17 protein-coding genes are annotated in these 21,790 nt (G+C 72.1%); 11 read left to right on the top strand and 6 right to left on the bottom strand.

What is annotated here, in order from left to right:
* Positions 1 to 17: 17 nt before the first annotated feature.
* Entirely contained in the window at positions 18 to 371 is a 354-nt protein-coding gene (locus tag AWC30_RS08520; RefSeq protein ID WP_085109764.1) for a hypothetical protein, read from the bottom strand.
* A gap of 124 nt (positions 372 to 495) precedes the next feature.
* On the opposite strand from AWC30_RS08520, the gene AWC30_RS08515 reads away from it, so the two are divergent.
* From AWC30_RS08515 to AWC30_RS08495, 5 genes are all read left to right on the top strand, one after another.
* A complete protein-coding gene (locus AWC30_RS08515; RefSeq protein WP_234807996.1) occupies positions 496 to 5,067 on the top strand; it encodes an ATP-dependent helicase in 4,572 nt (1,523 codons plus the stop codon).
* Positions 5,068 to 5,098: 31 nt separating this feature from the next.
* On the top strand, positions 5,099 to 6,583 hold the full coding sequence (locus tag AWC30_RS08510) for a bifunctional phosphatase PAP2/diacylglycerol kinase family protein (RefSeq protein WP_085109833.1): 1,485 nt from the start codon (positions 5,099 to 5,101) through the stop codon (positions 6,581 to 6,583).
* A 37-nt stretch (positions 6,584 to 6,620) separates the two neighbouring features.
* The gene (locus tag AWC30_RS08505; RefSeq protein ID WP_085109762.1) at positions 6,621 to 7,472 is read left to right on the top strand and encodes an SDR family oxidoreductase; all 852 of its coding nucleotides are present in this window, start codon (positions 6,621 to 6,623) and stop codon (positions 7,470 to 7,472) included.
* Positions 7,473 to 7,500: 28 nt separating this feature from the next.
* Positions 7,501 to 8,256 carry an endonuclease VIII Nei2 gene (nei2, locus tag AWC30_RS08500; protein ID WP_085109761.1) on the top strand — a complete coding sequence of 252 codons (756 nt, stop codon included), beginning with the start codon at positions 7,501 to 7,503 and terminating at the stop codon, positions 8,254 to 8,256.
* 192 nt (positions 8,257 to 8,448) lie between these two features.
* Positions 8,449 to 9,441 (top strand): NADPH:quinone reductase, encoded by a 993-nt coding sequence (locus AWC30_RS08495; RefSeq protein ID WP_234807995.1) that lies wholly within the window; start codon positions 8,449 to 8,451, stop codon positions 9,439 to 9,441.
* 101 nt (positions 9,442 to 9,542) lie between these two features.
* Here AWC30_RS08495 and AWC30_RS08490 read toward each other — a convergent pair whose 3' ends face one another.
* The 3 genes from AWC30_RS08490 to AWC30_RS08480 all read right to left on the bottom strand — a co-directional run bounded on the left by AWC30_RS08490 (position 9,543) and on the right by AWC30_RS08480 (position 13,614).
* The gene (locus tag AWC30_RS08490) at positions 9,543 to 10,403 is read right to left on the bottom strand and encodes a pseudouridine synthase (protein WP_085109759.1); all 861 of its coding nucleotides are present in this window, start codon (positions 10,401 to 10,403) and stop codon (positions 9,543 to 9,545) included.
* Entirely contained in the window at positions 10,400 to 12,103 is a 1,704-nt protein-coding gene (locus AWC30_RS08485; RefSeq protein WP_109561987.1) for a glycerol-3-phosphate dehydrogenase/oxidase, read from the bottom strand. The genes AWC30_RS08490 and AWC30_RS08485 overlap by 4 nt, the downstream gene beginning before the upstream one ends.
* A 95-nt stretch (positions 12,104 to 12,198) precedes the next feature.
* The gene (locus AWC30_RS08480) at positions 12,199 to 13,614 is read right to left on the bottom strand and encodes an NAD(P)H-quinone dehydrogenase (RefSeq protein WP_085109832.1); all 1,416 of its coding nucleotides are present in this window, start codon (positions 13,612 to 13,614) and stop codon (positions 12,199 to 12,201) included.
* Between the two features lie 37 nt (positions 13,615 to 13,651).
* On the opposite strand from AWC30_RS08480, the gene AWC30_RS08475 reads away from it, so the two are divergent.
* Positions 13,652 to 14,125: a gamma-glutamylcyclotransferase family protein gene (locus AWC30_RS08475; protein WP_085109757.1), complete on the top strand. Its 474-nt coding sequence runs from the start codon at positions 13,652 to 13,654 to the stop codon at positions 14,123 to 14,125.
* A gap of 13 nt (positions 14,126 to 14,138) precedes the next feature.
* Here AWC30_RS08475 and AWC30_RS08470 read toward each other — a convergent pair whose 3' ends face one another.
* Positions 14,139 to 14,855: a FadR/GntR family transcriptional regulator gene (locus AWC30_RS08470; protein ID WP_085109756.1), complete on the bottom strand. Its 717-nt coding sequence runs from the start codon at positions 14,853 to 14,855 to the stop codon at positions 14,139 to 14,141.
* Between the two features lie 62 nt (positions 14,856 to 14,917).
* Here AWC30_RS08470 and AWC30_RS08465 point away from each other — a divergent pair, with 62 nt between their 5' ends.
* Genes AWC30_RS08465 through AWC30_RS08455 form a run of 3 tightly spaced genes read left to right on the top strand, consistent with a single transcriptional unit; the run spans position 14,918 to position 18,083 of the window.
* Positions 14,918 to 15,868 carry a tocopherol cyclase family protein gene (locus tag AWC30_RS08465; RefSeq protein WP_085109755.1) on the top strand — a complete coding sequence of 317 codons (951 nt, stop codon included), beginning with the start codon at positions 14,918 to 14,920 and terminating at the stop codon, positions 15,866 to 15,868.
* Positions 15,865 to 16,218: a hypothetical protein gene (locus AWC30_RS08460; protein WP_085109754.1), complete on the top strand. Its 354-nt coding sequence runs from the start codon at positions 15,865 to 15,867 to the stop codon at positions 16,216 to 16,218. Before AWC30_RS08465 ends, AWC30_RS08460 begins: the two co-directional genes overlap by 4 nt.
* Complete coding sequence (locus AWC30_RS08455) at positions 16,215 to 18,083, top strand: GMC family oxidoreductase N-terminal domain-containing protein (protein WP_085109753.1); 1,869 nt, start codon at positions 16,215 to 16,217, stop codon at positions 18,081 to 18,083. Before AWC30_RS08460 ends, AWC30_RS08455 begins: the two co-directional genes overlap by 4 nt.
* On the opposite strand, the gene AWC30_RS08450 is transcribed toward AWC30_RS08455, so the two are convergent.
* Positions 18,077 to 19,246 (bottom strand): M20 family metallopeptidase, encoded by a 1,170-nt coding sequence (locus AWC30_RS08450; RefSeq protein WP_085109752.1) that lies wholly within the window; start codon positions 19,244 to 19,246, stop codon positions 18,077 to 18,079. The two genes, AWC30_RS08455 and AWC30_RS08450, sit on opposite strands and share 7 nt — an antisense overlap.
* 121 nt (positions 19,247 to 19,367) lie before the next feature.
* On the opposite strand from AWC30_RS08450, the gene AWC30_RS08445 reads away from it, so the two are divergent.
* Positions 19,368 to 20,174 carry a purine-nucleoside phosphorylase gene (locus AWC30_RS08445; protein ID WP_085109751.1) on the top strand — a complete coding sequence of 269 codons (807 nt, stop codon included), beginning with the start codon at positions 19,368 to 19,370 and terminating at the stop codon, positions 20,172 to 20,174.
* 5 nt (positions 20,175 to 20,179) lie between these two features.
* The gene (locus tag AWC30_RS08440) at positions 20,180 to 21,790 is read left to right on the top strand and encodes a phospho-sugar mutase (protein ID WP_085109750.1); all 1,611 of its coding nucleotides are present in this window, start codon (positions 20,180 to 20,182) and stop codon (positions 21,788 to 21,790) included.

The raw sequence follows: 21,790 nt of genomic DNA, 5'->3' as shown, positions 1-21,790 counted from the left end.
TTCACCCGGCGCAGATTTCACCCGGTGTTGAACACCACCGCCAGCGCGGCGAGGTCGGCGACCAGAAGCGCCCAGCCCAGGATCGGCACCACGATCCCCCACCGCTTCGCCGCGGTGACGAAGGAGACCAGGATGGTCGCGGCCGACACCACCACCGGCGCGTAGAACAACACGTTGAACAGGAACCCGTTGCGGCCCAGCTCCGGGCACTCGGTGGTGCTGCACGCCGCCACGCTCAGCACCGCCCCGGTGGCGATGAGCATCACCAGCGCCGCCCCGGGAACCGTCAGCACGGCCAACACCCAGTTGAGCCACGCCGGGAGTCCGCGTCCGCCCTGCCGCGGGGCGGTCTCGCTGCTCGACACGGTCATCAGATGGCCTCCCATCCCCGGTCCGCCGTTCCACCGGCGCGGATGGTGCCAGGCTACCCGGCGCCCACCGGCGCGAAACCCCGCTGGGGGTGCGGGCGTCGGCCACCGTTGGCACGATGACCGGGTGACCGCCGACCGCTCAGACGCCCTGGGCCGGTTCAGCGCGCTGACCCGGGAATGGTTCACCGGCACGTTTCCGGCCCCCACCGCCGCCCAACAGCAGGCCTGGTCGGCGATCGCCGACGGTCACCACGTGCTGGTGGTCGCGCCCACCGGGTCGGGTAAGACCCTGGCAGCGTTCCTGTGGGCGCTCGACCGGTTGGCCGCCGACGCCACGGGCAGCGGCACCCGGGTGCTGTACGTCTCGCCGTTGAAGGCGCTGGCCGTCGACGTGGAGCGCAACCTGCGGGCCCCGCTGTCGGGGATCGGCCGGGTCGCCGAGCGCCGCGGCGTGCCCGCGCCACGACTCCGGGTCGGGGTGCGCTCCGGGGACACCCCGGCGGCGCAACGGCGTCGGCTGGTCACCGACCCGCCCGACATCCTGATCACCACGCCCGAATCGCTGTTCCTGATGTTGACGTCGTCGGCCCGCTCGGCGTTGACCGATGTGCAGACGGTGATCGTCGACGAGGTCCACGCGGTGGCCGGAACCAAACGTGGCAGCCACCTGGCGCTGTCGCTGGAACGCCTCGACGCCATGCTGCAACGACCCGCCCAGCGCATCGGGCTGTCGGCCACCGTGCGGCCCGCCGAGGAGGTGGCCCGGTTCCTCTCCGGCGCGGCGCCGACCCGCATCGTCGCACCACCGGCGGCCAAGACCTTCGAGTTGAGCGTGCAGGTCCCGGTGCCGGACATGGCCGGCCCGGACGGCAACACCGTCTGGCCGGAGGTCGAAACCCGTGTCGTGGACCTCATCGAGGCGCACCGTTCCACGATCGTGTTCGCCAACTCCCGCCGGCTGGCCGAACGCCTCACCGCCCGGATCAACGAGATCCACGCCGAACGCCGCGGCGACGCCGCACCGCCGACAGCCAACCCGCAGGTAGCCGGCGGCGCCCCGGCTCAGCTGATGGGAAGCGGTCAAAGCTTCGGCGCCCCAACGATACTGGCCCGCACCCACCACGGCTCGGTGAGCAAGGAAGCCCGCGCCGAAGTCGAGGAAGACCTCAAGTCGGGGCGGTTACCCGCGGTGGTGGCCACCTCCAGCCTGGAGTTGGGCATCGACATGGGTGCGGTCGACCTGGTGATCCAGATCGAGGCGCCGCCCTCGGTGGCCAGCGGCCTGCAACGCATCGGGCGGGCCGGGCACCAGGTGGGCGAGGTGTCGGTCGGGGTGCTCATCCCCAAGCACCGGACCGACCTGATCGGCTGCGCGGTGGCCACCGAGCGGATGCGCACCGGTGCGATCGAAAGCCTGCAGGTGCCGCGTAACCCGTTGGACATCCTGGCTCAACACACCGTCGCCGCGGCCGCGCTGGAACCGGTCGACGTCGACGCCTGGTTCGACACCGTGCGCCGGTCCGCCCCGTTCGCCACCCTGCCGCGCAGCGCGTTCGAGGCGACCTTGGACCTGCTGTCCGGCAAGTACCCGTCCACCGACTTCGCCGAACTGCGCCCGCGCCTGATCTACGACCGCGAGGCCGGCACCCTGACCGGACGCCCCGGCGCGCAACGGCTCGCGGTCACCTCCGGGGGATCCATCCCCGACCGGGGCCAGTTCAGCGTGTATCTGGCCAGCGATCCCGAAAAGCCTTCACGCGTCGGCGAACTCGATGAAGAGATGGTCTACGAATCCCGTCCCGGCGACGTCATCGCACTCGGTGCGACCAGCTGGCGGATCACCGAGATCACCCACGACCGCGTGCTGGTGATCCCGGCCGCCGGCCAGCCCGGCCGGCTGCCGTTCTGGCGCGGGGACAACGTCGGCCGTCCCGCCGAACTGGGCGCTGCCGTCGGGAGATTCACCGGCGAACTCGCCGGGCTTGACCAAGCAGCCTTCGACATCCGCTGCGACGGCCTGGGTTTGGACGGCTACGCCCGCGAGAACCTGCGGCGGTTGCTCGACGACCAGCGGGCCGCTACCGGGGTCGTCCCCACCGACGCCACCCTGGTGGTGGAGCGGTTCCGCGATGAGCTCGGTGACTGGCGGGTGGTGCTGCACTCGCCGTACGGCCTGCGGGTGCACGGCCCGCTTGCGCTGGCGGTGGGCCTGCGGCTGCGGGAGCGCTACGGCGTCGAGGAGAAACCCACCGCCTCCGACGACGGGATCGTCGTCCACCTGCCCGACACGCTGACCGAGGGCGACGGCGGCGCGGAACCGGGTGCGGAGCTGTTCGTCTTCGACGCCGATGAGATCGAGGCGATCGTCACCGCCGAGATCGGCGGGTCGGCGCTGTTCGCATCCCGGTTCCGCGAATGCGCCGCCCGGGCGCTGCTGTTGCCGCGCCGACAACCCGGGCGGCGTTCACCGCTGTGGCAGCAACGTCGGCGCGCCGCCCAGTTGCTCGACGTGGCACGGCACTACCCGGATTTCCCGATCGTGCTGGAGGCGATCCGCGAAGCGCTGCAGGACGTCTACGACGTTCCCGCGCTGGTCGAGTTGATGGCCGCCGTCGGCCAGCGCCGGGTACGGCTGGTCGAGGTGGTCACCGGGACACCGTCCCCGTTCGCGGCGTCGCTGATGTTCGGCTACGTGGGTGCGTTCATCTACGAGGGCGACCGGCCACTGGCCGAACGGCGGGCCGCCGCGCTCACCCTCGACCCGAAGTTGCTGGCCGAGCTGCTCGGCCGGGTCGAGCTGCGTGAGCTGCTCGACCCCGAGGTGATCGCCGCCACCGGTCGTCAGCTGCAGCATCTGACCCCGGAGAAGGCGGTCCGCGACACCGAGGGCGTCGCCGACCTGCTGCGGCTGCTCGGCCCGCTGACCGGCGCGGAGATCGCCGAGCGGGCCGGCGATGCGGAGGTCGACGGTTGGCTCGACGAGTTGACCGCGACCAAACGGGTGCTGCCGGTGGCGTTCGCCGGTGCGTCGTGGTGGGCGGCGATCGAGGACATCGGGCGACTGCGCGACGGCGTCGGGGTGGCGGTGCCGGTCGGCGTACCGGCCGGCTTCACCACGCCCGTCGACGATCCGCTGGCTGAACTCCTCGGCCGCTATGCGCGCACCCGCGGGCCGTTCACCACCGCGGCGGCAGCCGCCCGGTTCGGGCTGGGGCTGCGGGTGGCCGCCGACGTCCTGGGCCGGCTGAGCGCGGACGGCAAGCTGGTGCGCGGCGAGTTCGTCGCCGCGACCGCCGACACCGCCGGCGGCGATCAGTGGTGCGACGCGCAGGTGCTGCGCATCCTGCGCCGACGCTCGCTGGCGGCGCTGCGCGCCCAGGTCGAGCCGGTCTCCACCGCCGCCTACGCCCGGTTCCTGCCCACCTGGCAGCAGTTTGACGACGGCGCGGCAGGCGGCGGCATCGACGCGCTGGCCACGGTCATCGAGCAACTGGCCGGGGTGCCGCTGCCCGCGTCCGCGGTTGAGCCGCTGGTGCTGGCGCCGCGGGTCGCCGGGTACTCCCCCGCCCTGCTCGATGAGCTGCTGGCCTCCGGCGAGATGCTGTGGTCGGGGGCCGGCGCGATCGCCGGCGGGCCGCCCGCCTCGGACGGCTGGGTGGTGTTCCACACCGCCGAGACCGCACCGCTCACCCTGAATCCGCCGGTCGACACCGACCTCACCGACACCCACCGGTCCGTGCTGAACACGCTGGCCGGCGGCGGAGCGTACTTCTTCCGGCAACTCGCCGAGGCGGCGCTACCCGACGCACCCGGACGCGAAGCGCAGCTGAAAACCGTGCTGTGGGAGCTGATCTGGGCCGGCTGGGTCACCGGCGATACGTTCGCCCCGCTGCGCGCGTTGCTCGCCGCAGGGCGGGCTCCGGGCCGCTCGACGCCGGCGCATCGGCAGCGGCGGCGCCCACCGCGGCTCTCCCGTTACAGCGTCGCCGCCGCGACGGCCAGGACGGTCGACCCGACGGTCGCGGGACGCTGGTCGGCGCTGCCGGCCCCCGAACCCGACGCCACGCTGCGGACCCACCACCGCGCCGCGCTGCTGCTGGACCGCCACGGCGTCCTGACCAAGGGGGCGGTGGCCGCCGAGGGGGTGCCGGGTGGGTTCGCCGGCCTCTACCCGGTGCTGACCGGCTTCGAGGAGGCCGGGCGTTGCCAGCGCGGCTATTTCGTGGAATCGCTGGGCGGCGCGCAGTTCGCGGCGGCCTCGACGGTGGACCGGTTGCGGGGCTATCTGGGCGGGGTCGATCCCGAACAGCGCGACTACCGGGCGGTGCTGCTGGCCGCGGCCGACCCGGCGAATCCCTACGGCGCGGCGCTGCCGTGGCCGTCCGGCGCACCGGACGGTTCGGCCGCGCGCCCCGGCCGCAAAGCCGGCGCGCTGGTGGTGCTCGTCGACGGCGACCTGGTGCTGTTCGTCGAGCGGGGCGGCCGTTCGCTGCTGACTTTCGACGCCGATCCGAACGCGCTGCACGCCGCTGCCGGCGCGTTGGCCGACGCGGTGACCGGCGGCCGAGTCGACGGGCTGCTGGTCGAGCGCGTCGACGGCGCCCCGGTGCTGCAACCCGGCGACGCGCCGGCCCCCGCCGCGCTGCTCGACGCCGGGTTCGCCCGCACACCGAAGGGGTTCCGGCTGCGGGGCTGACCCCGCGGCGGCGATGGGGCAGGATTCGCGCATGCGCCCACGACTCTCACGACGTTCCCGGCTCACCCGGATCACCGACGGGATGGCCGACCTCGACGTCGCCGTCTTCGATGCCGTCGCGCACTCCCCGAGCCGGCTGCTCGACACCACGATGCCGGTGTTGACCCGCGCCGCCGACCATTCGAAGCTGTGGCTGGCGCTGGCCGCGCTACTGGCGGCCAGCGGCCGGCCGGCCGCTCAGCGCGGCGCGGCACGCGGGGTGGCGACGCTGGCGGTGACCAGCCTGGTCACCAACCAGCTGGTGAAACGGATCCGGCCGCGGGCCCGCCCGGATATCGCCTCGGTGCCGCTGCTGCGGCGGGCCACCCGGCTGCCCACCTCCAACTCGTTGCCGTCCGGGCACTCCGCCAGCGCGGCCGCGTTCGCGGTGGGAGTCGGCCTGGAGAGCCCGGCGCTGGGGCTGCCGCTGGCCGGCCTGGCCGGGCTGGTCGGGTTGTCGAGGATCGCGACCGGCGCGCACTACCCGGCCGACGTGCTGGCCGGGCTCGGCATCGGGGCGACCGTCGCGGTGGTGGGCGGGCGTCAGGTGCCGCCGATCCCGCCGGACAACACCCCGCGCACCGCACCCCTGCGGGTGGACACGCCCGCCCGGCCCGGCGGGGCCGGGGTGACCCTGGTGGTCAACCCCACATCCGGCAACGGCCGCGGCGCCGACATCGCCGACCTGGTGCGCACCGCCCTGCCCGCGGCCGTCGTCGTCGAACTCGGCGGCGACGACGACCTGAGCGAGGTGCTGGCGGACGCTGCCGAGCGCAGCGAGGTGCTGGCCGTCGCCGGCGGTGACGGGACCGTCGCGGCGGCAGCGGCGGCCGCGATCCGCGCCGACGTGCCCCTGGCGGTGTTCCCCGGCGGCACCTTCAACCACTTCGCCAAGGACATCGGCTGCCACACCGCCGAGACGACCATCCGGGCGATCGCCGAAGGACAGCTGTCCCGGGTGGACGTGGTCAGCGTCAATGACGAGTTGACGATGCTCAACACGTTCAGCGTCGGCGCCTACCCGCGGTTCGTGCGGACCCGGGAACGGTTGGAGAACAAGATCGGCAAACCGCTGGCCGGCGCCTACGCCATGCTGCGGGTACTGCGCGCCGAGTCGGCGTTGCGGATCAACTACGACAACGAGACCTTCCAGACGTCGTTGTTCTTCGTCGGCAACTCCACCTACCTGCCGGCCGGATTCGCCCCCACCACCCGCCACCGGATGGACGACGGTCTGCTCGACGTGCGCATCCTGGAGGCCGGCAAGCGCTTTGCCCGGACCCGGATCGTGGCAGCGCTGCTCGCCGGGCGGCTGCAGCGCAGCAAGCTCTACCACGAGTTGCACGTCCCGGAGTTCCGGTTCACCGCACTCGACGGGCCGGTGCCGTGCGCCCACGACGGTGAGGTCGGCGCATCCTGCCAGAGCGTGACGTTCCGGGTGCACTACCGCGGGCTGCGGGTGTTCCGGCCGCTGTGACCGTTTCCGGCGGCTCGGGGGCGGGTAGCCGACCGGGATGGCTGACAAGACGGTATTGGTCACCGGGGCGGGCACCGGGTTCGGCAACGAGATCGCGTTCCGCCTCGCCGAACGGGGCTACGACGTCATCGCCGGCGTGGAGATCTATCCGCAGGTGTGGCAGCTCGAGCAGCAGGCCCGGCGCCGCGGGGTACGGCTGCGGCCGGAGAAACTCGACGTCACTCATCCCGGTGATCGGCGCAAGGCCGCCGGCTGGGACGTCGACATCCTGGTCAACAACGCCGGGATCGCCGAGGGCGGTTCGATGGCCGACATCCCGGGTGCGAATCTGCGCCGCCAGTTCGAGGTCAACGTCATCGGGCCGGTGCTGCTGAGCCAGGCCATCGCGAAGACGATGGCCGCCCGTCGCAGCGGCAAGATCGTGTTCATGTCCTCGATCGCCGGACTGATCGTCGACCCGTTCGGCGGCGCCTACGCCGCCTCCAAACACGCGCTGGAGGCGGTCGCCGAGGCGCTGTATCAGGAGCTGGCGGAGTTCAACGTGGAGGTCGCCACGATCAACCCCGGCCCCTACCTGACCGGGTTCAACGACCGGCTCCTCGACACGTTCCGGAGCTGGGACGACGACCCGTCGACCCGGCTATTCGACTACACCCAGCTGTCGTTCCCGCACGAACAGTACGACCCCGAGGCGGTCTACCGGGGCGCGGTGGAGGTCATCACCGGACAGGTCGGCACGTACCGCAACGTCATCCCCGACACCATGGTGGACGGCCTGCGCACCCAGCTGGATGCGGTGTGGTCCCGCAGGTCCGCCGACGGTCTCGGCGAACGCGCTGACGCGGTGGCCACCGCCCACCGGATGGCGCCGGAGACCCCCGCGGACTGACCGGCCGCGTCGCTAGGCTGGATGCCCCATGCCCGAAGGCGACACCGTGTGGCACACCGCCACTCTCCTGCACGACGCCCTGGCCGGCCGGGTGTTGACCGGCTGTGACATCCGGGTGCCGCGGTTCGCGGCCGTCGACCTGACCGGCGAAACAGTCGATGAGGTGATCAGCCGCGGAAAGCATCTGTTCGTGCGTGCCGGTTCGGCGAGCATCCGTGCGCATCTGAAGATGGAGGGCAGCTGGCGGGTGACCCGCGGTGCGGTACGCACCGATCACCGGGTCCGCATCGTCCTGCGGGCCGGCGAGGTCAGCGCGGTCGGGGTGGACCTGGGCGAACTGGAGGTCCTCGACCGGTCTCGGGACACCGATGCGGTGGCCCACCTGGGACCGGATCTGCTGGGCGCGGACTGGGACGCGCAAGTGGCCTGCGCCAACCTGATCGCCGCACCGGAGCGCGGGCTGGCCGAGACGCTACTGGACCAGCGGGTGCTGGCCGGGATCGGCAACGTGTACGCCAACGAACTGTGTTTCCTCAGCGGTCATCTGCCGAGCGCGCCGGTCGCCGACGTGGCGCAGCCGCTGCGGTTGATGCGGCGGGCGCGGGAGATGTTGTGGGCGAACCGCGCGCGGTGGGCGCGCTGCACCACCGGCAACACCCGCCACGGCGAGCGGTTGTGGGTCTACGGCCGGGCCGGTCTGCCGTGCCGGCGTTGCGGCACCGTCATCCGATCGGACAGCGCTACGACGCGAATCACGTTCTGGTGCCCGAACTGTCAGCGCTGACCGCTGCCCGCTGCCCGCGTCCGGTTCCGCCTCCGACTCCGCCTACGCCCACGCCCACGCCCACGCCCACGCCCACGCCGAGTGAAGTCTCAGGTAGCTCACCACCGCGTTTCACCGCCCTGGAGCATCACTCGGGCTACCTGAAGCTTCACTCGGTGACCGCGCTCGGTGGCCGACACCGATACTGAAGTGGTGAGCACTCGTGCCGCCTACCTCACCGAACTCGGGCCCGCGGACCGGATCCGGTTCGGCGAGTTACCGGTCCCCGGCCCGGGCCCCACCGACGTGGTGGTGCGCACCGAGGTGCTGGCCGTCAACCAGGTCGACACGCTGGTGCGCTCCGGCGCCTACCGCACGCCGACACCGTTTCCATTCGTGATCGGCCGCGACCTGGTCGGCACGGTCGTCGCGACCGGCGCGGGTGCCGCAGGTTTCCGGGTGGGCGAACCGGTGTGGTGCAACAGCATGGGTCACGGCGGCAGGCAGGGCTCGTTCGCCGAACAGGTGGTGGTGCCCGCCGACCGCCTCTACCGCTTGCCCGCCGGGATCGACCCACTCGACGCGGTGACCGTGCTCCACACCGCCGGCACCGCCTGGCTCGGGCTCTTCCGGGTGGCCCGGGTCCGGCCCGGCGACACGGTCGTTGTCGGCGGGGGCGCCGGAGGGGTGGGCAGTGCCGCGGTTCAACTGGCTCGCGCCGCCGGGGCCCGGGTGATCGCCACCGCCCAGTCAGCGGACAGCGTGTGGTGCCGGGAAAGCGGCGCTCAGGTCGTCCTCGACTACCGCGACCCGGACCTGGCCGAGCAGCTGCGAGCCGCCGCGCCGGACGGGATCAGCGTGTACTGGGACATCTCCGGCCACCAGGACCTGCCGGCCGTCGCCCCGCTGCTGCGGATCGGGGCGACCGTGCTGATCACCGCGGCAGCCGCCTCACCGGCCCCCCTGCCGGCCCGAGAGTTCTACACCGGCGATGTCAGCGTGCGCGGCTTCGCGATCAGCAACGCCTCGGTAGCCGCGTTGGCCGAGGCCGCCCACGCGATCAACGCCGGGCTCTGCGCGGGTGTTCTGCGCGGGCGGGCAGGCACCCGGTTGCCGCTGTCGCGGGCCGCCGAAGCGCACCGGCTGCAGGAACACGGCCAGACCGGCGGAGGCCGGATCATCGTGGTGCCGGGCGGTGCCGGATAGCCTGCGGTGAGCCCGGTCGTCCCTGAAATCGACGCCATGGCCGCGGCATAGCGCGAAAAACGACCGTATTCGGCCGTTTCGACGTCGATTTCAGGGATGATTCACCACAAACGCCGCCGGCTTTCGAACCGGTGGCGCTGCCCGGTGATCGGGTCCTCGAACGCCAGGGTGTGGGCCAACAGCTGCAGCGGCGTGCTGAAGTCATCGTCCGCGACCTCGATGACCTGCGGATACAGTGGGTCACCGGCGATCGGCAGCCCCACCGATGCCATGTGCACCCGCAGTTGATGCGTGCGCCCGGTGTGCGGGGTCAGCCGGTAGCGGCCGCCGCCGAGCGCGTCGATCCGGGTTTCGGCGTTGGGTTCGCCGGGCTCTTCGACCGCCTGCAGACGCCCACGGTGTTTGACGATCCGGTTGCGCACCACGGCGGGCAGGGTGGTGTTCGGCGTTCCGGTGCTGCCCGCCAGATACGTCTTGTCGATCGCGCCGGTGGCGAACAGTCCCTGGTAGCGGCCGCGCAGTTCGCGGCGGGTGGTGAACAGCAGCACCCCGGCGGTGAGCCGGTCGAGGCGGTGCGCCGGGGCCAGTTCGGGCAGGTCGAGCTCGCGGCGCAGCCGAACCAGGGCGGTCTGCGCGACGTGGCGGCCCCGCGGCATGGTGGCCAGGAAATGCGGTTTGTCCACGACCACGATGCGTTCGTCGCGGTACAGCACCGGCAGGGCGAAGGGCACCGGCACCTCGTCGGGCAGGTCGCGGTAGAGGTAGACGACGGCGCCTGCGGGCAGCACTGTCGTCTCGTCGACGACCCCGCCCCCGGCGCACACCACCTCGCCGGCTGCGATTTTCGCCGCCGCCGCAGCACCGAACCGGGCGCGCAGTTCGGCCGCGACCGGCCCGCCGCGCAGCCGGACCCGGGCCGGACCCAGCCCGTCGCGCACCGGCAGCGGCGGAACCCGGCTCAATCCAGCGGCACCGGTTCGAGGATCGCGCTGCGCGCCTCGGGCGCCGCGGCGCGCAACGCGTCGGCGGAGGCGTCGTCGGGCTGGGTCTGCGAGCGCACTTCGGCGTCGACCCGCGCGACGTAGTTCGCCACCTCTGTTGCGCAGTCGTCGTCGCTCCAGCCCAGCACCGGTGCCACCAGGTCGGCGACCTCGGCGGCGCAGTCCACGCCGCGGTGCGGGTATTCGATCGAGATCCGCATGCGGCGGGTGAGGATGTCCTCGAGGTGCAGGGCGCCTTCGGCGGCGGCGGCGTAGACCGCCTCCACCTTCAGGTAGATCGGTGCGGCGGTGATGGGTTCCAGCAGCTCGGGCCGGTCGGCGGCCAGTGCCAGCACGTCGTGGATGAGCGAGCCGTAACGGTCGAGCAGGTGCCGTACCCGGTAGGGGTGCAGGTCCTGGTCGGCGCCGACATGCTCGGCCTGGTTGACCAGGGCGAAGTAGCCGTCGGCGCCCAGCAGCGGCACCTTCTCGGTGATCGACGGCGCCACCCGCGCCGGGATGTATTCGGCGGCCGCGTCGATCGCGTCGGCGGCCATCACCCGGTAGGTGGTGTACTTGCCGCCGGCGATGGCCACCAGCCCCGGGGAGGGCACCGCCACCGCGTGCTCGCGGGAGAGTTTGGAGGTGTCATCGCTCTCCCCGGCCAGCAGCGGGCGTAGCCCGGCGTAGACACCGTCGATGTCGTCGTGGGTCAGCGGGGTCGCCAGCACCGTGTTGACGTGACCGAGCAGGTAGTCGATGTCGGCTTTGGTGGCCGCGGGGTGGGCCAGGTCCAGGTTCCAGTCGGTGTCGGTGGTGCCGATGATCCAGTGGGTGCCCCACGGGATGACGAACAGCACCGACTTCTCGGTGCGCAGGATCATCGCCGCCTCGCTGACGATGCGGTCGCGCGGCACCACGATGTGGACGCCTTTGGAGGCCCGCACGTGGAAGCGGCCCCGCTGGCGGGACAGCGCCTGGATCTCGTCGGTCCACACCCCGGTGGCGTTGACCACCACATGGCCGCGTACCTCGGTGGTGTCGCCGGTCTCGGAGTCGCGCACCACCACCCCGGTCACCCGGTCGCCTTCGCGGAGCAACGCCACCACCTGCGTGGAGGAGCGGACCACCGCACCGTAGTGGGCGGCGGTGCGCGCCACGGTCATGGTGTGCCGGGCGTCGTCGACGACGGTGTCGTAGTAGCGGATTCCGCCGATCAGGGCGCTGCGCTTCAGTCCCGGCGCCAGTCGCAGCGCGCCCGCCCGGGTCAGGTGATGCTGCGGCGGAACCGATTTCGCTCCGCCCAGCTGGTCGTAGAGGAAGATGCCTGCCGCCACATAGGGGCGCTCCCACCACCGTTTGGTCAGCGGGTAGAGGAACGGCAGCGGTTTGACCAGGTGCGGCGCCAGCGTGGTCAGCGACAGTTCCCGCTCGTGCAGCGCCTCGCGCACCAGACCGAACTCCAGCTGTTCGAGGTAGCGCAGCCCGCCGTGGAACATCTTCGACGAGCGGCTCGAGGTGCCCGACGCGAAGTCGCGGGCTTCGACCATCGCGACCCGCAGGCCGCGGGTGGCGGCGTCCAGCGCGCAGCCCGCGCCCACCACGCCCCCGCCGATGACCACGACGTCGAACTGGTCGCTGCCCAGTCGCTGCCAGGACCGTGCCCGATGGTCGGGCCCCATTGCCGAACTCAGCGACGTCTGCCCGTCACCCGGGTCGCTCACAGCAGCGGCTCCTCATCGGTTACTCGCCGGTAGGACATGGACCAGGCTACCGGTCAGTCGAGGTCGTCGTGGGTGATCAGGCGGCGCGCCGCCTCGGTGATCGAGCCGGACAGCGCCGGGTAGACCGACAGGGTCTGGGCCAGGTCGGCCACCGTGATGCGGTTCTGCACCGCCAGCGCGATCGGCAGGATCAGCTCCGAGGCGATCGGGGCGACCACCACCCCGCCGATCACCACGCCGGTGGCCGGCCGGCAGAACAGCTTGACGAACCCGCGGCGCAGCTGGGACATCTTGGCGCGCGGGTTGGTCTTCAGCGGCAGCATGATGGTGCGGGCGGGCACGGTGCCGTCGTCGATCGCGGCCTGCGGCACCCCGACCGCCGCGATCTCGGGGCGGGTGAACACCGCCGCCGCGACGGTGCGCAACCGGATCGGCGTGACGCTCTCGCCCAGCGCGTGATACATCGCGATGCGGCCCTGCATCGCGGCCACCGAGGCCAACGGCAGCAGCCCGGTGCAGTCCCCGGCGGCGTATACCCCGGGTGCGGTCGTGCGTGACACCCGGTCGACGGTGAGGTAGTCGCCGCGGCCCAGCTCGATGCCGACACGGTCGAGGCCCAGCCCGCCGGTGTTGGGCACCGAGCCGACCGTCATCAGCGCGTGGCTGCCCGCCACGGTGCGCCCGTCGGTCATCGTGACCAGCACGCCGGTGTCGGTGCGGGTCACCGAGGCGGCGCGGGCGTTCTTGACCAGGGTGACGCCGCGTTCGGCGAAGGAATCCTCCAGGACCAGGGCGGCGTCGTGGTCCTCGTGCGGCAACACCCGGTCGCGGCTGGCGACGACGGTGACCTTGACGCCCAACTCGGTGTAGGCGTGTACGAACTCCGCGCCGGTGACCCCCGAACCGACCACCACCAGGTGCTCCGGCAGGGTGTCGAGGTCGTAGATCTGGCGCCAGGTCAGGATGCGTTCCCCGTCGGGTTCGGCGCCGGGCAGGATGCGCGGGGTGGCGCCGGTGGCGATCAGCACCACGTCGGCGTCGAGCATCCGCTCCTCGCCGTCGGGGCCGGTCACCCGGACCCGGTGATGAGCCTGGCCGGGGTGTTTGTCGCCGAGTTCGGCGCGGCCGGCCAGCACCGTCACCCCGCTGGCCTCCAACTGGGCGGTGATGTCCTGCGATTGGGCGGCGGCCAGCCACTTGACCCGGTTGTGGATCTGCGCCAGCGACATCGCCGCGCCATCCACGCTGATGTGAAACCCCAGGTCGGGGGCGCGCCGCAGTTCGGTGCGCACCCCGGTGGAGGCGATGAAGGTCTTCGACGGGACGCAGTCCCACAGCACGCAGGAACCGCCGATTCCCTCGGCGTCGATGACGGTGACTTCGGCGACGTCGGGGCCCTGGGCGGCGGCCACCAGGGCTGCCTCGTAGCCGGCGGGGCCCCCGCCGATGATGACTATGCGGCTCACCACGGTCTCCAACCTATCGGGTGCCGTTTAAGATTTCCCCGTGCCGCTCTATGCCGCCTACGGGTCGAACATGCATCCAGAACAGATGCTGGAGCGCGCCCCGCACTCGCCGATGGCCGGTACCGGCTGGCTGCACGACTGGCGGCTGACCTTCGGCGGGAAGGACATCGGCTGGGAGGGCGCGCTGGCCACCGTCGTGCAGGAGCCCGGGTCGCGGGTGTTCGTCGTGCTCTACGACATGACCGTCGCCGACGAGCAGAACCTGGACCGCTGGGAGGGCTCCGAGCTGGGGATCCACAAGAAGATCCGCTGCCGGGTGCACCGCACGTCCTCGGACACCACGACCGATCCGGTGCTTGCGTGGCTGTATGTGGTCGACGACTGGGAGGGCGGGCTGCCCTCGGCGCGCTATCTGGGGGTGATGGCCGACGCCGCCGAGATCGCCGGCGCACCTGAGGAGTACGTGCACGATCTGCGCACCCGGCCGTCGCGCAACATCGGCCCCGGACGGTAGCCGGGCGATCCCGTCAGCCGTGCCGCTGGGCGGCGGCGATCATCCGCAGCGCGCTGTCCCGGGCATACTGCTCGACCGCCGTGGCTGCCGCGTCGGGGTCGTGTGACGTCACCGCGGCGACGATCCTGGTGAGCCCGGCGACCACGGCGTCGCCGTCCCGATAGGCGGCGGTGAGTTGGTGTTCGCGGCCGCCGAAGGCCTGCTGGACCCAGCGGTACAACAGGGCCAGGGCGCGGTTGCCGGTGGCCCGGATGAGGACGTCGAAGAAACCGAGTTCGGCTTCCTGCCGCAACGCCGCACTGCCCGCGGCACTGACCTCGGCCAATGCGGCGGGCAACTGCTCGAGCGTCGGCTGCTGTCCTCGTTCGGCGGCGAGCCGTCCGATCAAAGCGCCGAAGGCGGTCCGCAGTTCGAGCAGTTCCACCAGGAAGTCCGGGCCGAGCCGGCGCATCAATCCCTCCACGATGACCGGGTGGGTGAGGGTGGCGGGATCTGCGACCACGTTGCCGCTGCCGTGCCGGGTCTCGACGAGCCCCATCTGCTGGAGCCGGGCCAGCGCCTGCCGCAGCGAGGTGCGGTTGACCCGCAGATGCGCGGCCAGGTCGCGTTCGGGCGGCAGGACAGAACCGGCCGGGAAGGTGCCGTCCAGGACGGCGTCGACGATCGACGCGGCGATCTGCTCATCGACGCGTTGCCGCTCGGGAGGCACAAGAGGGCTTGACTGGTTCATTGGTTCAACCAATATAGTGGTTCAACCAATACAGACGCACGGCGATCGGCGGGAGGCTGTCGGTGGACAACGAACTGGCGTCCGCGACCAGGCCCCGTTGGCAGGGCACCCCGAACCGTTTGGAGGTCTGGTACGCGACACTGTCGGACCCGGCGAGCGGCGCCGGGCTGTGGGTGCACTACGAGACCGTGGCGCCCACCGTCGGCGCCGCCTACGGCCACGGCTGGGCTACCTGGTTCCCACCCGACGGCCCCCCACGCACCGAACGCTTCGGCCCGCACCCCGCCGAACCGGCCACCGGCGCGACGTGGTTCGCCATCCCCGGCGCCCACGTCGGACCGACCGACATCACCGGCCACGCCGGAACCCTGCGCTGGGCACTGACCTGGGCCGACAACCATCGGCCGCTGTGGACGTTTCCGCGCATCGCCTGGGAGCGCGAACTTTTGCCCGGCGCCCAGGTGGTGTTCGCCCCGACCGCGCGGTTCAGTGGCACCCTCACCGTCGGCGGCGCCACCCAGCCCGTCGACGGTTGGCGGGGCGCGGTTTCGCACATCTACGGGCACGGCAACGCCCGGCGGTGGGGATGGCTGCACGCCGACCTCGGCGGCGGCGACGTCCTGGAGGTCGTCACCGCGGTATCGCACCTGCCCGGCCTCCGCCGCCTGTCCCCCACGGCCTTCGTGCGATTCCGTATCGACGGTGCGGACTGGCCGCGCTTCGGGCTCCCCGCGTTGCGGATGCGCACCACCCTGGGGGTGCGGCACTGGCAGCTGGCCGGCCGGATCGGACGGAGGGCAGTGCTGATCCGCGTCGACCAACCCGAGAATCGCTGCGTGAGCCTGGGTTACACCGATCCCGACGGGGGCGCCGCGGTGTGCACCAACACGCTGCAGTCCGACATCCATGTCGAGGTGGGCGACCGGCGCTGGTCGGTGGCGGGCACCGGACACGCCGAGGTCGGCCTCCGCGGCATCGACGCGCCGGCCCTCAACGAAAGGATCCCGCGATGAGTTTTCTGTTCGACCCGCCGTTGCTGGTCGCGGCCGGAGTGCTCATCGAACGGACGGTGCCCGACGAGCAACGTGACGTCGCCGAGGCCGCCACCCTGGGTGCCTTCTTCGGCGGATCGTTCGGCCTGTACCACAACGTGCCGGGCCTCGGCGTCCTGTGGCGGCCGTTCCGGTCGCGGGACGGACGTGATTTCATGTGGAACAGCGGGGTCTTTCGCATCGACACCGACAAACTCGACGCTCCGATGCACGCCGCGGCGGGCCTGATCTTCGCGACCTACCCGCTCTTCATCAAAATCGGCCGCCGTCTCGGTCGGCCACGTCGGGCCGCGTTACGGGTGACGCCGTGAGCGGGCCGGCCACCCGGTCCACCGCAGCGGTGGGTAGCGCGCTGCTACCGACCGAACACGGCGGGCCGCCACCGGCGCTGCTGGCCGAGCGGGTCGAGCGCTACGTCGCCCAACTCCCGGGAACCTCGCGGTGGGCGGTGCGCGGCGGGCTGGCGGCACTGGCCACCGCCAGTTATCTTCGCACCGGCCGTTCGCTGTCCCGGCTGAAGCCGGATGACCGTGCCGCGCTACTCAACCGGATCGCGGGACTCACCGCCGACAGCGGTGGCGCTATTGACGGGATCAAGGCCGTCGTCTTGCTGGCCAACGGTGCCGACAGCTATGCCGATGAACTGTTGAGCCGTGCACAAGACGATCACCCGGCGCGCCCTGACGCGGCATTGAACCTTCTCTCCGCCGCGGAGAGCCGATCGATCGTGTCCGCCGACGCCGTGGTCGTGGGATCAGGAGCCGGCGGGGCGATGGCGGCTCGCAGCCTGGCGCGGGCCGGCATGGACACCGTCGTCTTGGAGGAAGGGCGCCGCTGGACCGTGGCGGAGTTCCGCACCCGCCACCCGATCGACCGCTACGCCGGCCTGTACCGCGGTGGCGGTGCGACCGTCGCGTTGGGCCGCCCACCGGTGGTGCTGCCGATCGGTCGGGCCGTCGGCGGAACCACCGTGGTCAACTCGGGAACCTGCTACCGACCGCCGTCGACGGTCCAGCGCCGCTGGCGCGACACGTACGGGCTGCGGCTGGCCGACCCGGACTCGCTGGCCGTTCACCTCCGCGACGTCGAGGAGTTGCTGGCGGTGGCTCCGGTTCCGCTGGAGATCATGGGCCGCAATGGGCAACTGATGCTCGACGCTGCCGAGCAACTGGGCTGGCGCGCGGCACCGATTCCGCGCAACGCACCGGGCTGCCAAGGCTGTTGCCAGTGCGCGATCGGCTGCCCGCGTAACGCTAAATTCGGGGTGCACCTCAATGCGCTGCCGCAGGCTTGCGCCGCCGGGGCGCGCATCATCGCCGACGCCCGGGTTCATCGCCTGCTGCTCGACGGCGCGCGGGCGCGGGGAGTGCGCGCCGCACGCCCCGACGGCACCGTCATCGACGTGCTGGCCGACACGGTGGTGGTTGCTGCCGGGGCCACCGAGACCCCGAAGCTGTTGTGGCGCAGCGGGCTCGGCGGCCATCACCGGTTGGGCCGGAATCTGGCGCTACATCCGGCCACGGTTCTGGCCGGCTATTTCCCCGAGGATGTCTACGCCTGGCGCGGGGTCCTGCAAAGCGCTGCGGTGCACGAACTGCACGATTCGGACGGGGTGTTGATCGAGGCCACCTCCACGCCACCGGGGATGGGGGCGATGGCCTATCCGGGTTACGGCCGCGATCTATTGGAATGGCTCGACCGGGCGCCGCGAGTCGCCACGTTCGGCGCCATGGTGGCCGACCGGGGGGTCGGCCGGGTGCTGCGCACGCCGGGTGCGGCCGTGTTGCGCTACAGCATCGACCCTGGCGATGCCGCCAAACTGCTGACCGCCGTGGACGCCATGGGCCAACTGTTGTTCGCCGCCGGCGCCGAGCAGGTGATCACCGGTCTGCCCGCCGGCCCCACCGTCCGCTCGATGCCGGAATTGCGCGACGTGCTGCGCCGCACCGACCCGAAGCGGCTGCGGCTGGCCGCGTTTCATCCGACCGGCACGGCCGCGGCGGGCAGCGACCCGCAGCGGTGCCCGGTCGACGACACCGGCAGGTTACGTGGCGTCGACGGCGTCTGGGTGGCCGATGCGTCGATCCTGCCGAGTTGCCCGGAAGTCAATCCGCAGTTGTCGATCATGGCGCTGGCGGCAGCGGTCGCCGACGAGGTGATCGCCGCCCGTCAGTAGGCGCCGGACTGATCCACGATGCTGACCATCGTGCGTACCCCGACCGCCAGTGCCCGCTCGTCGATGTCGAAGGTCGGCTGGTGCAGATCCAGCTGTGGTCCCTCCCCCGACCAGACGCCCAACCGAGCCATCGCGCCGGGCACCTCCTCCAGATACCAGGAGAAGTCCTCTCCGCCGCCGGACTGGCGGGTGTCGGCGAGCACGTCCGGGCCGACCGACTCGATGGCGTGGCTCAGGATCCGGGTGGAGACGGCCTCGTTGATCACCGGTGGCACCCCGCGCCGGTAGTGCAGGGTGTGCTCGACGTTCAGCGGTGCCAGCAGGCTGGCGATCGCCTCTTCGACGATGGCCTGCATCTGCAGCCAGGTCTCCCGGTCGGCGGTGCGCACGGTGCCGGCCAGCGACCCGGACTGCGGGATGGCGTTGGGCGCCGAGCCGGCGTTGACCGCACCCCACACCATCACCGTGCTGTTGCGCGGGTCGATGCGCCGCGACAGCACCCCGGGCAGCCCGGTGATCAGCGTGCCCAGCCCGTAGACCAGATCTCCGGTCAGCTGCGGCCGGGAGGTGTGCCCGCCCGGTGAGGACAGGATGAGCTCGATGGTGTCGGCGGCCGAGGTGATCGGGCCGGGGGTGGTGGCGACCCGGCCGACCGCCAGACGCGGGTCGCAGTGCAGTGCGAAGATGCGCGTCACCCCGGTGAGCGCGCCTGCGGCGATGGCGTCCAGTGCGCCGCCGGGCATCAACTCCTCGGCGGCCTGGAAGATCAGCCGCACCGACACCGGCAGGTCGGGCACCGAGGCCAGTGCCTGGGCCACCGCGAGCAGGATCGCGGTGTGCGCGTCGTGGCCGCAGGAGTGTGAGACACCGGGCACCGTCGAGGCGTAGCTCGCTCCGGTCTGCTCGGTCATCGGCAGCGCGTCGATGTCGGCGCGCAGCGCGATGCGGGGGCGGTGTTCGGGGCCGAAGTCGCAGATCACGCCGGTGCCCGCGGGCAGGACCTTCGGGTTGAGGCCGACTTCGGCGAGCCGCTCGGCGATGAACGCGGTGGTGTTGTACTCCTGGCGGCTCAGCTCCGGGTGGCGGTGCAGGTGCCTGCGCCAGGCGACCAGGTCGTCATGGTTGGCGGCCAGCCAGGATTCGGCGAGCGGAGCGAGGTTCATCCGGTTCCCCCGGGCGGCGGCGTCACCACGCTCCCGACGTGCTCGGAGGCGACGACGGTGGGCATTACCGCAGTATCTCACCGCCGCCGAGGCGCCCCGGCAGCGGCTAGAGTGCGGGGCTGTGAGCGATGCAGCACCGGACCCCGGCACGCTGGCCCGGCGGGCCGCCGACGAGATCGCCGAACGCACCGCGGTGGGTGCCCACGACGTGGCGGTGGTGCTGGGGTCGGGCTGGGCGCCGGCGGTGGCTGCGCTGGGCACCTCCACCGCGGTGATCGCGATGGATGAGCTGACCGGATTCCGGATGCCGACCGTGGCCGGGCAGGGCCGGCAGGTGATGTCGATGCGCATCGGCGCGCACCCGGTGCTGGTGCTGGTCGGCCGGGTGCACGCCTACGAGGGCCACGACCTGACCCATGTGGTGCACCCGGTGCGCACCGCGGTCGCCGCCGGTGCGCACACCGTGGTGCTCACCAACGCCGCTGGCGGTCTGCGCGACGGGATGACGGTCGGTCAGCCGGTACTGATCCGCGACCACCTCAACCTGACGGCGCGCTCACCGCTGGTGGGCCCGCAGTTCGTCGATCTGGTCGACGCCTACTCGCCGCGGCTGCGGGAGCTGGCCCGCGAGGTCGACCCGAGCTTGCAGGACGGTGTCTACGCCGGGGTGCCCGGCCCGCACTACGAGACGCCGGCGGAGATCGCGATGTTGCGGGTGCTCGGCGCCGACCTGGTCGGCATGTCGACGGTCCACGAGACGATCGCTGCGCGGGCGGCCGGGGCGCAGGTGCTGGCGGTGTCGCTGGTGACCAATCTGGCCGCCGGGATCACCGGGGCGCCACTCAGCCACGACGAGGTGGTGGAGGCGGGCCGGGTGTCGGCTGCGCGGATGGGCAAGCTGCTCGCCGACGTGATCGCCCGGTTGTAGCGCGGATGACTCCCGAGGAGTGGATCGCCCACGACCCCGACCCGGTGACCGCCGCCGAGCTCGCCGCCTGTGACCGTGCGGAGCTGGCCGCCCGGTTCGCCCGGCCGCTGACGTTCGGGACGGCGGGGCTGCGCGGCCCGGTGCGCGGCGGGCCCGACGCGATGAACTCGGCGGTGGTGTTGCGGGCCAGTTGGGCGGTCGGGCAGGTGCTTACGGCGCGCGGTGCATGTGGCCCGGTGGTGGTCGGCCGCGACGCCCGGCACGGTTCGCAGCGGTTCGCGGTCGCGGCTGCCGAGGTGCTTGCCGCGCAGGGGTTCTCCGTCGTGTCGTTTCCCGAGCCGGTGCCCACCCCGGTGCTGGCGTACGCCGCGCGGTCACTGGAAGCCGCATGCGGCATCCAGATCACCGCATCGCACAACCCGGCCACCGACAACGGCTACAAGGTCTACTTCGACGGCGGCATCCAGATCGTGCCGCCGGCCGATGCGCAGATCGAGGCGGCGATGGCCACCGCTCCCCCAGCCGACGAGATCGCCCGTAGCGCTGCGGCCGTGGCGTCCCCGGAGCTGATCGAGCGTTACCTCGCGCGGGCGGCATCGGTGCGCCGCGCAACCGGAGCCGTGCGGGTGGCGTTGACCGCGCTGCACGGGGTGGGTGGCGCGGTCGTGCTTGAGGCGTTGCGCCGCGCCGGGGTCGACGACGTTCACGTCGTCGACGCGCAGTTCGCACCCGACCCGGATTTCCCGACCGTGGCCTTCCCCAACCCGGAGGAGCCCGGCGCGGCCGACGCCCTGCTGGAGTTGGCGGCCGCCGTCGGCGCCGATGTGGCGATCGCGCTGGATCCCGACGCCGACCGCTGCGCGGTCGGGATCCCCGACGGCGACCGGTGGCGGATGCTCTCCGGCGATGAAACCGGCTGGCTGCTCGGCGATTACGTGCTGTCGACGCTCGACCCGGGGCGCACGGCGCAGCCGATCGTGGCCTCCACCGTGGTGTCGTCGCGGATGCTTTCGGCGATCGCCGCCGACCACGGCGCCCGGCATGTGGAGACGTTGACCGGGTTCAAGTGGCTGGCGCGCGCCGACACCGAGAGCCCAGACGCCGCCCTGGTGTACGCCTATGAGGAAGCCATCGGACACTGCGTGGACCCGGATGCGGTGCGCGACAAAGACGGGATCAGCGCCGCGGTGTTGGTCTGCGATCTGGTGGCGGCATTGCGAGGGCGGGGCAGTTCGGTGACCGGAGCGTTGGACGCCTTGGCGCGCCGCCACGGCGTGCACGTGGGCGCGGCGGTGACCCGGCGGGTCTCCGACACCGCCGAGGCGACGGTGTTGATGGGTCGACTCCGCGCCCAGCCGCCGGCACGGCTGGGCGGCTTCGACGCCACGGCCAGCGATCTGGCGGAGCGCCGCGACGCGTGGCGCAGCGATGCGCTGGTCTATACCGGCGGCGACGACGAGAGGTGGGCCCGGGTGGTGGTTCGGCCGTCGGGCACCGAGCCGAAGCTCAAGTGCTACATCGAGGTTCGCTGCGCTGTCGACGGCGATCTGGGGGCGGCCCGCGGGCGGGCGCAGCGGTTGTGCGACGAGGTGGTCGCACAAGTGGAGGGCTGGTAG

The sequence above is a fragment of the Mycolicibacillus trivialis genome, assembly GCF_002102395.1.
GTDB classification, from domain to species: Bacteria; Actinomycetota; Actinomycetes; order Mycobacteriales; family Mycobacteriaceae; genus Mycobacterium; species Mycobacterium triviale.
Note: the sequence above shows the minus strand (reverse complement) of the source record. Positions and strands in the feature narration are given on the sequence as shown.

Coding starts and splice junctions, on each gene's coding strand:
- AWC30_RS08520 (WP_085109764.1), bottom strand. CDS start 371: ATGACCGTGTCGAGCAGCGAGACCGCCCCGCGGCAGGGCGGACGCGGA.
- AWC30_RS08510 (WP_085109833.1), top strand. CDS start 5,099: ATGCGCCCACGACTCTCACGACGTTCCCGGCTCACCCGGATCACCGAC.
- AWC30_RS08505 (WP_085109762.1), top strand. CDS start 6,621: ATGGCTGACAAGACGGTATTGGTCACCGGGGCGGGCACCGGGTTCGGC.
- nei2 (WP_085109761.1), top strand. CDS start 7,501: ATGCCCGAAGGCGACACCGTGTGGCACACCGCCACTCTCCTGCACGAC.
- AWC30_RS08485 (WP_109561987.1), bottom strand. CDS start 12,103: ATGGGGCCCGACCATCGGGCACGGTCCTGGCAGCGACTGGGCAGCGAC.
- AWC30_RS08470 (WP_085109756.1), bottom strand. CDS start 14,855: ATGAACCAGTCAAGCCCTCTTGTGCCTCCCGAGCGGCAACGCGTCGAT.
- AWC30_RS08460 (WP_085109754.1), top strand. CDS start 15,865: ATGAGTTTTCTGTTCGACCCGCCGTTGCTGGTCGCGGCCGGAGTGCTC.
- AWC30_RS08450 (WP_085109752.1), bottom strand. CDS start 19,246: ATGAACCTCGCTCCGCTCGCCGAATCCTGGCTGGCCGCCAACCATGAC.
- AWC30_RS08440 (WP_085109750.1), top strand. CDS start 20,180: ATGACTCCCGAGGAGTGGATCGCCCACGACCCCGACCCGGTGACCGCC.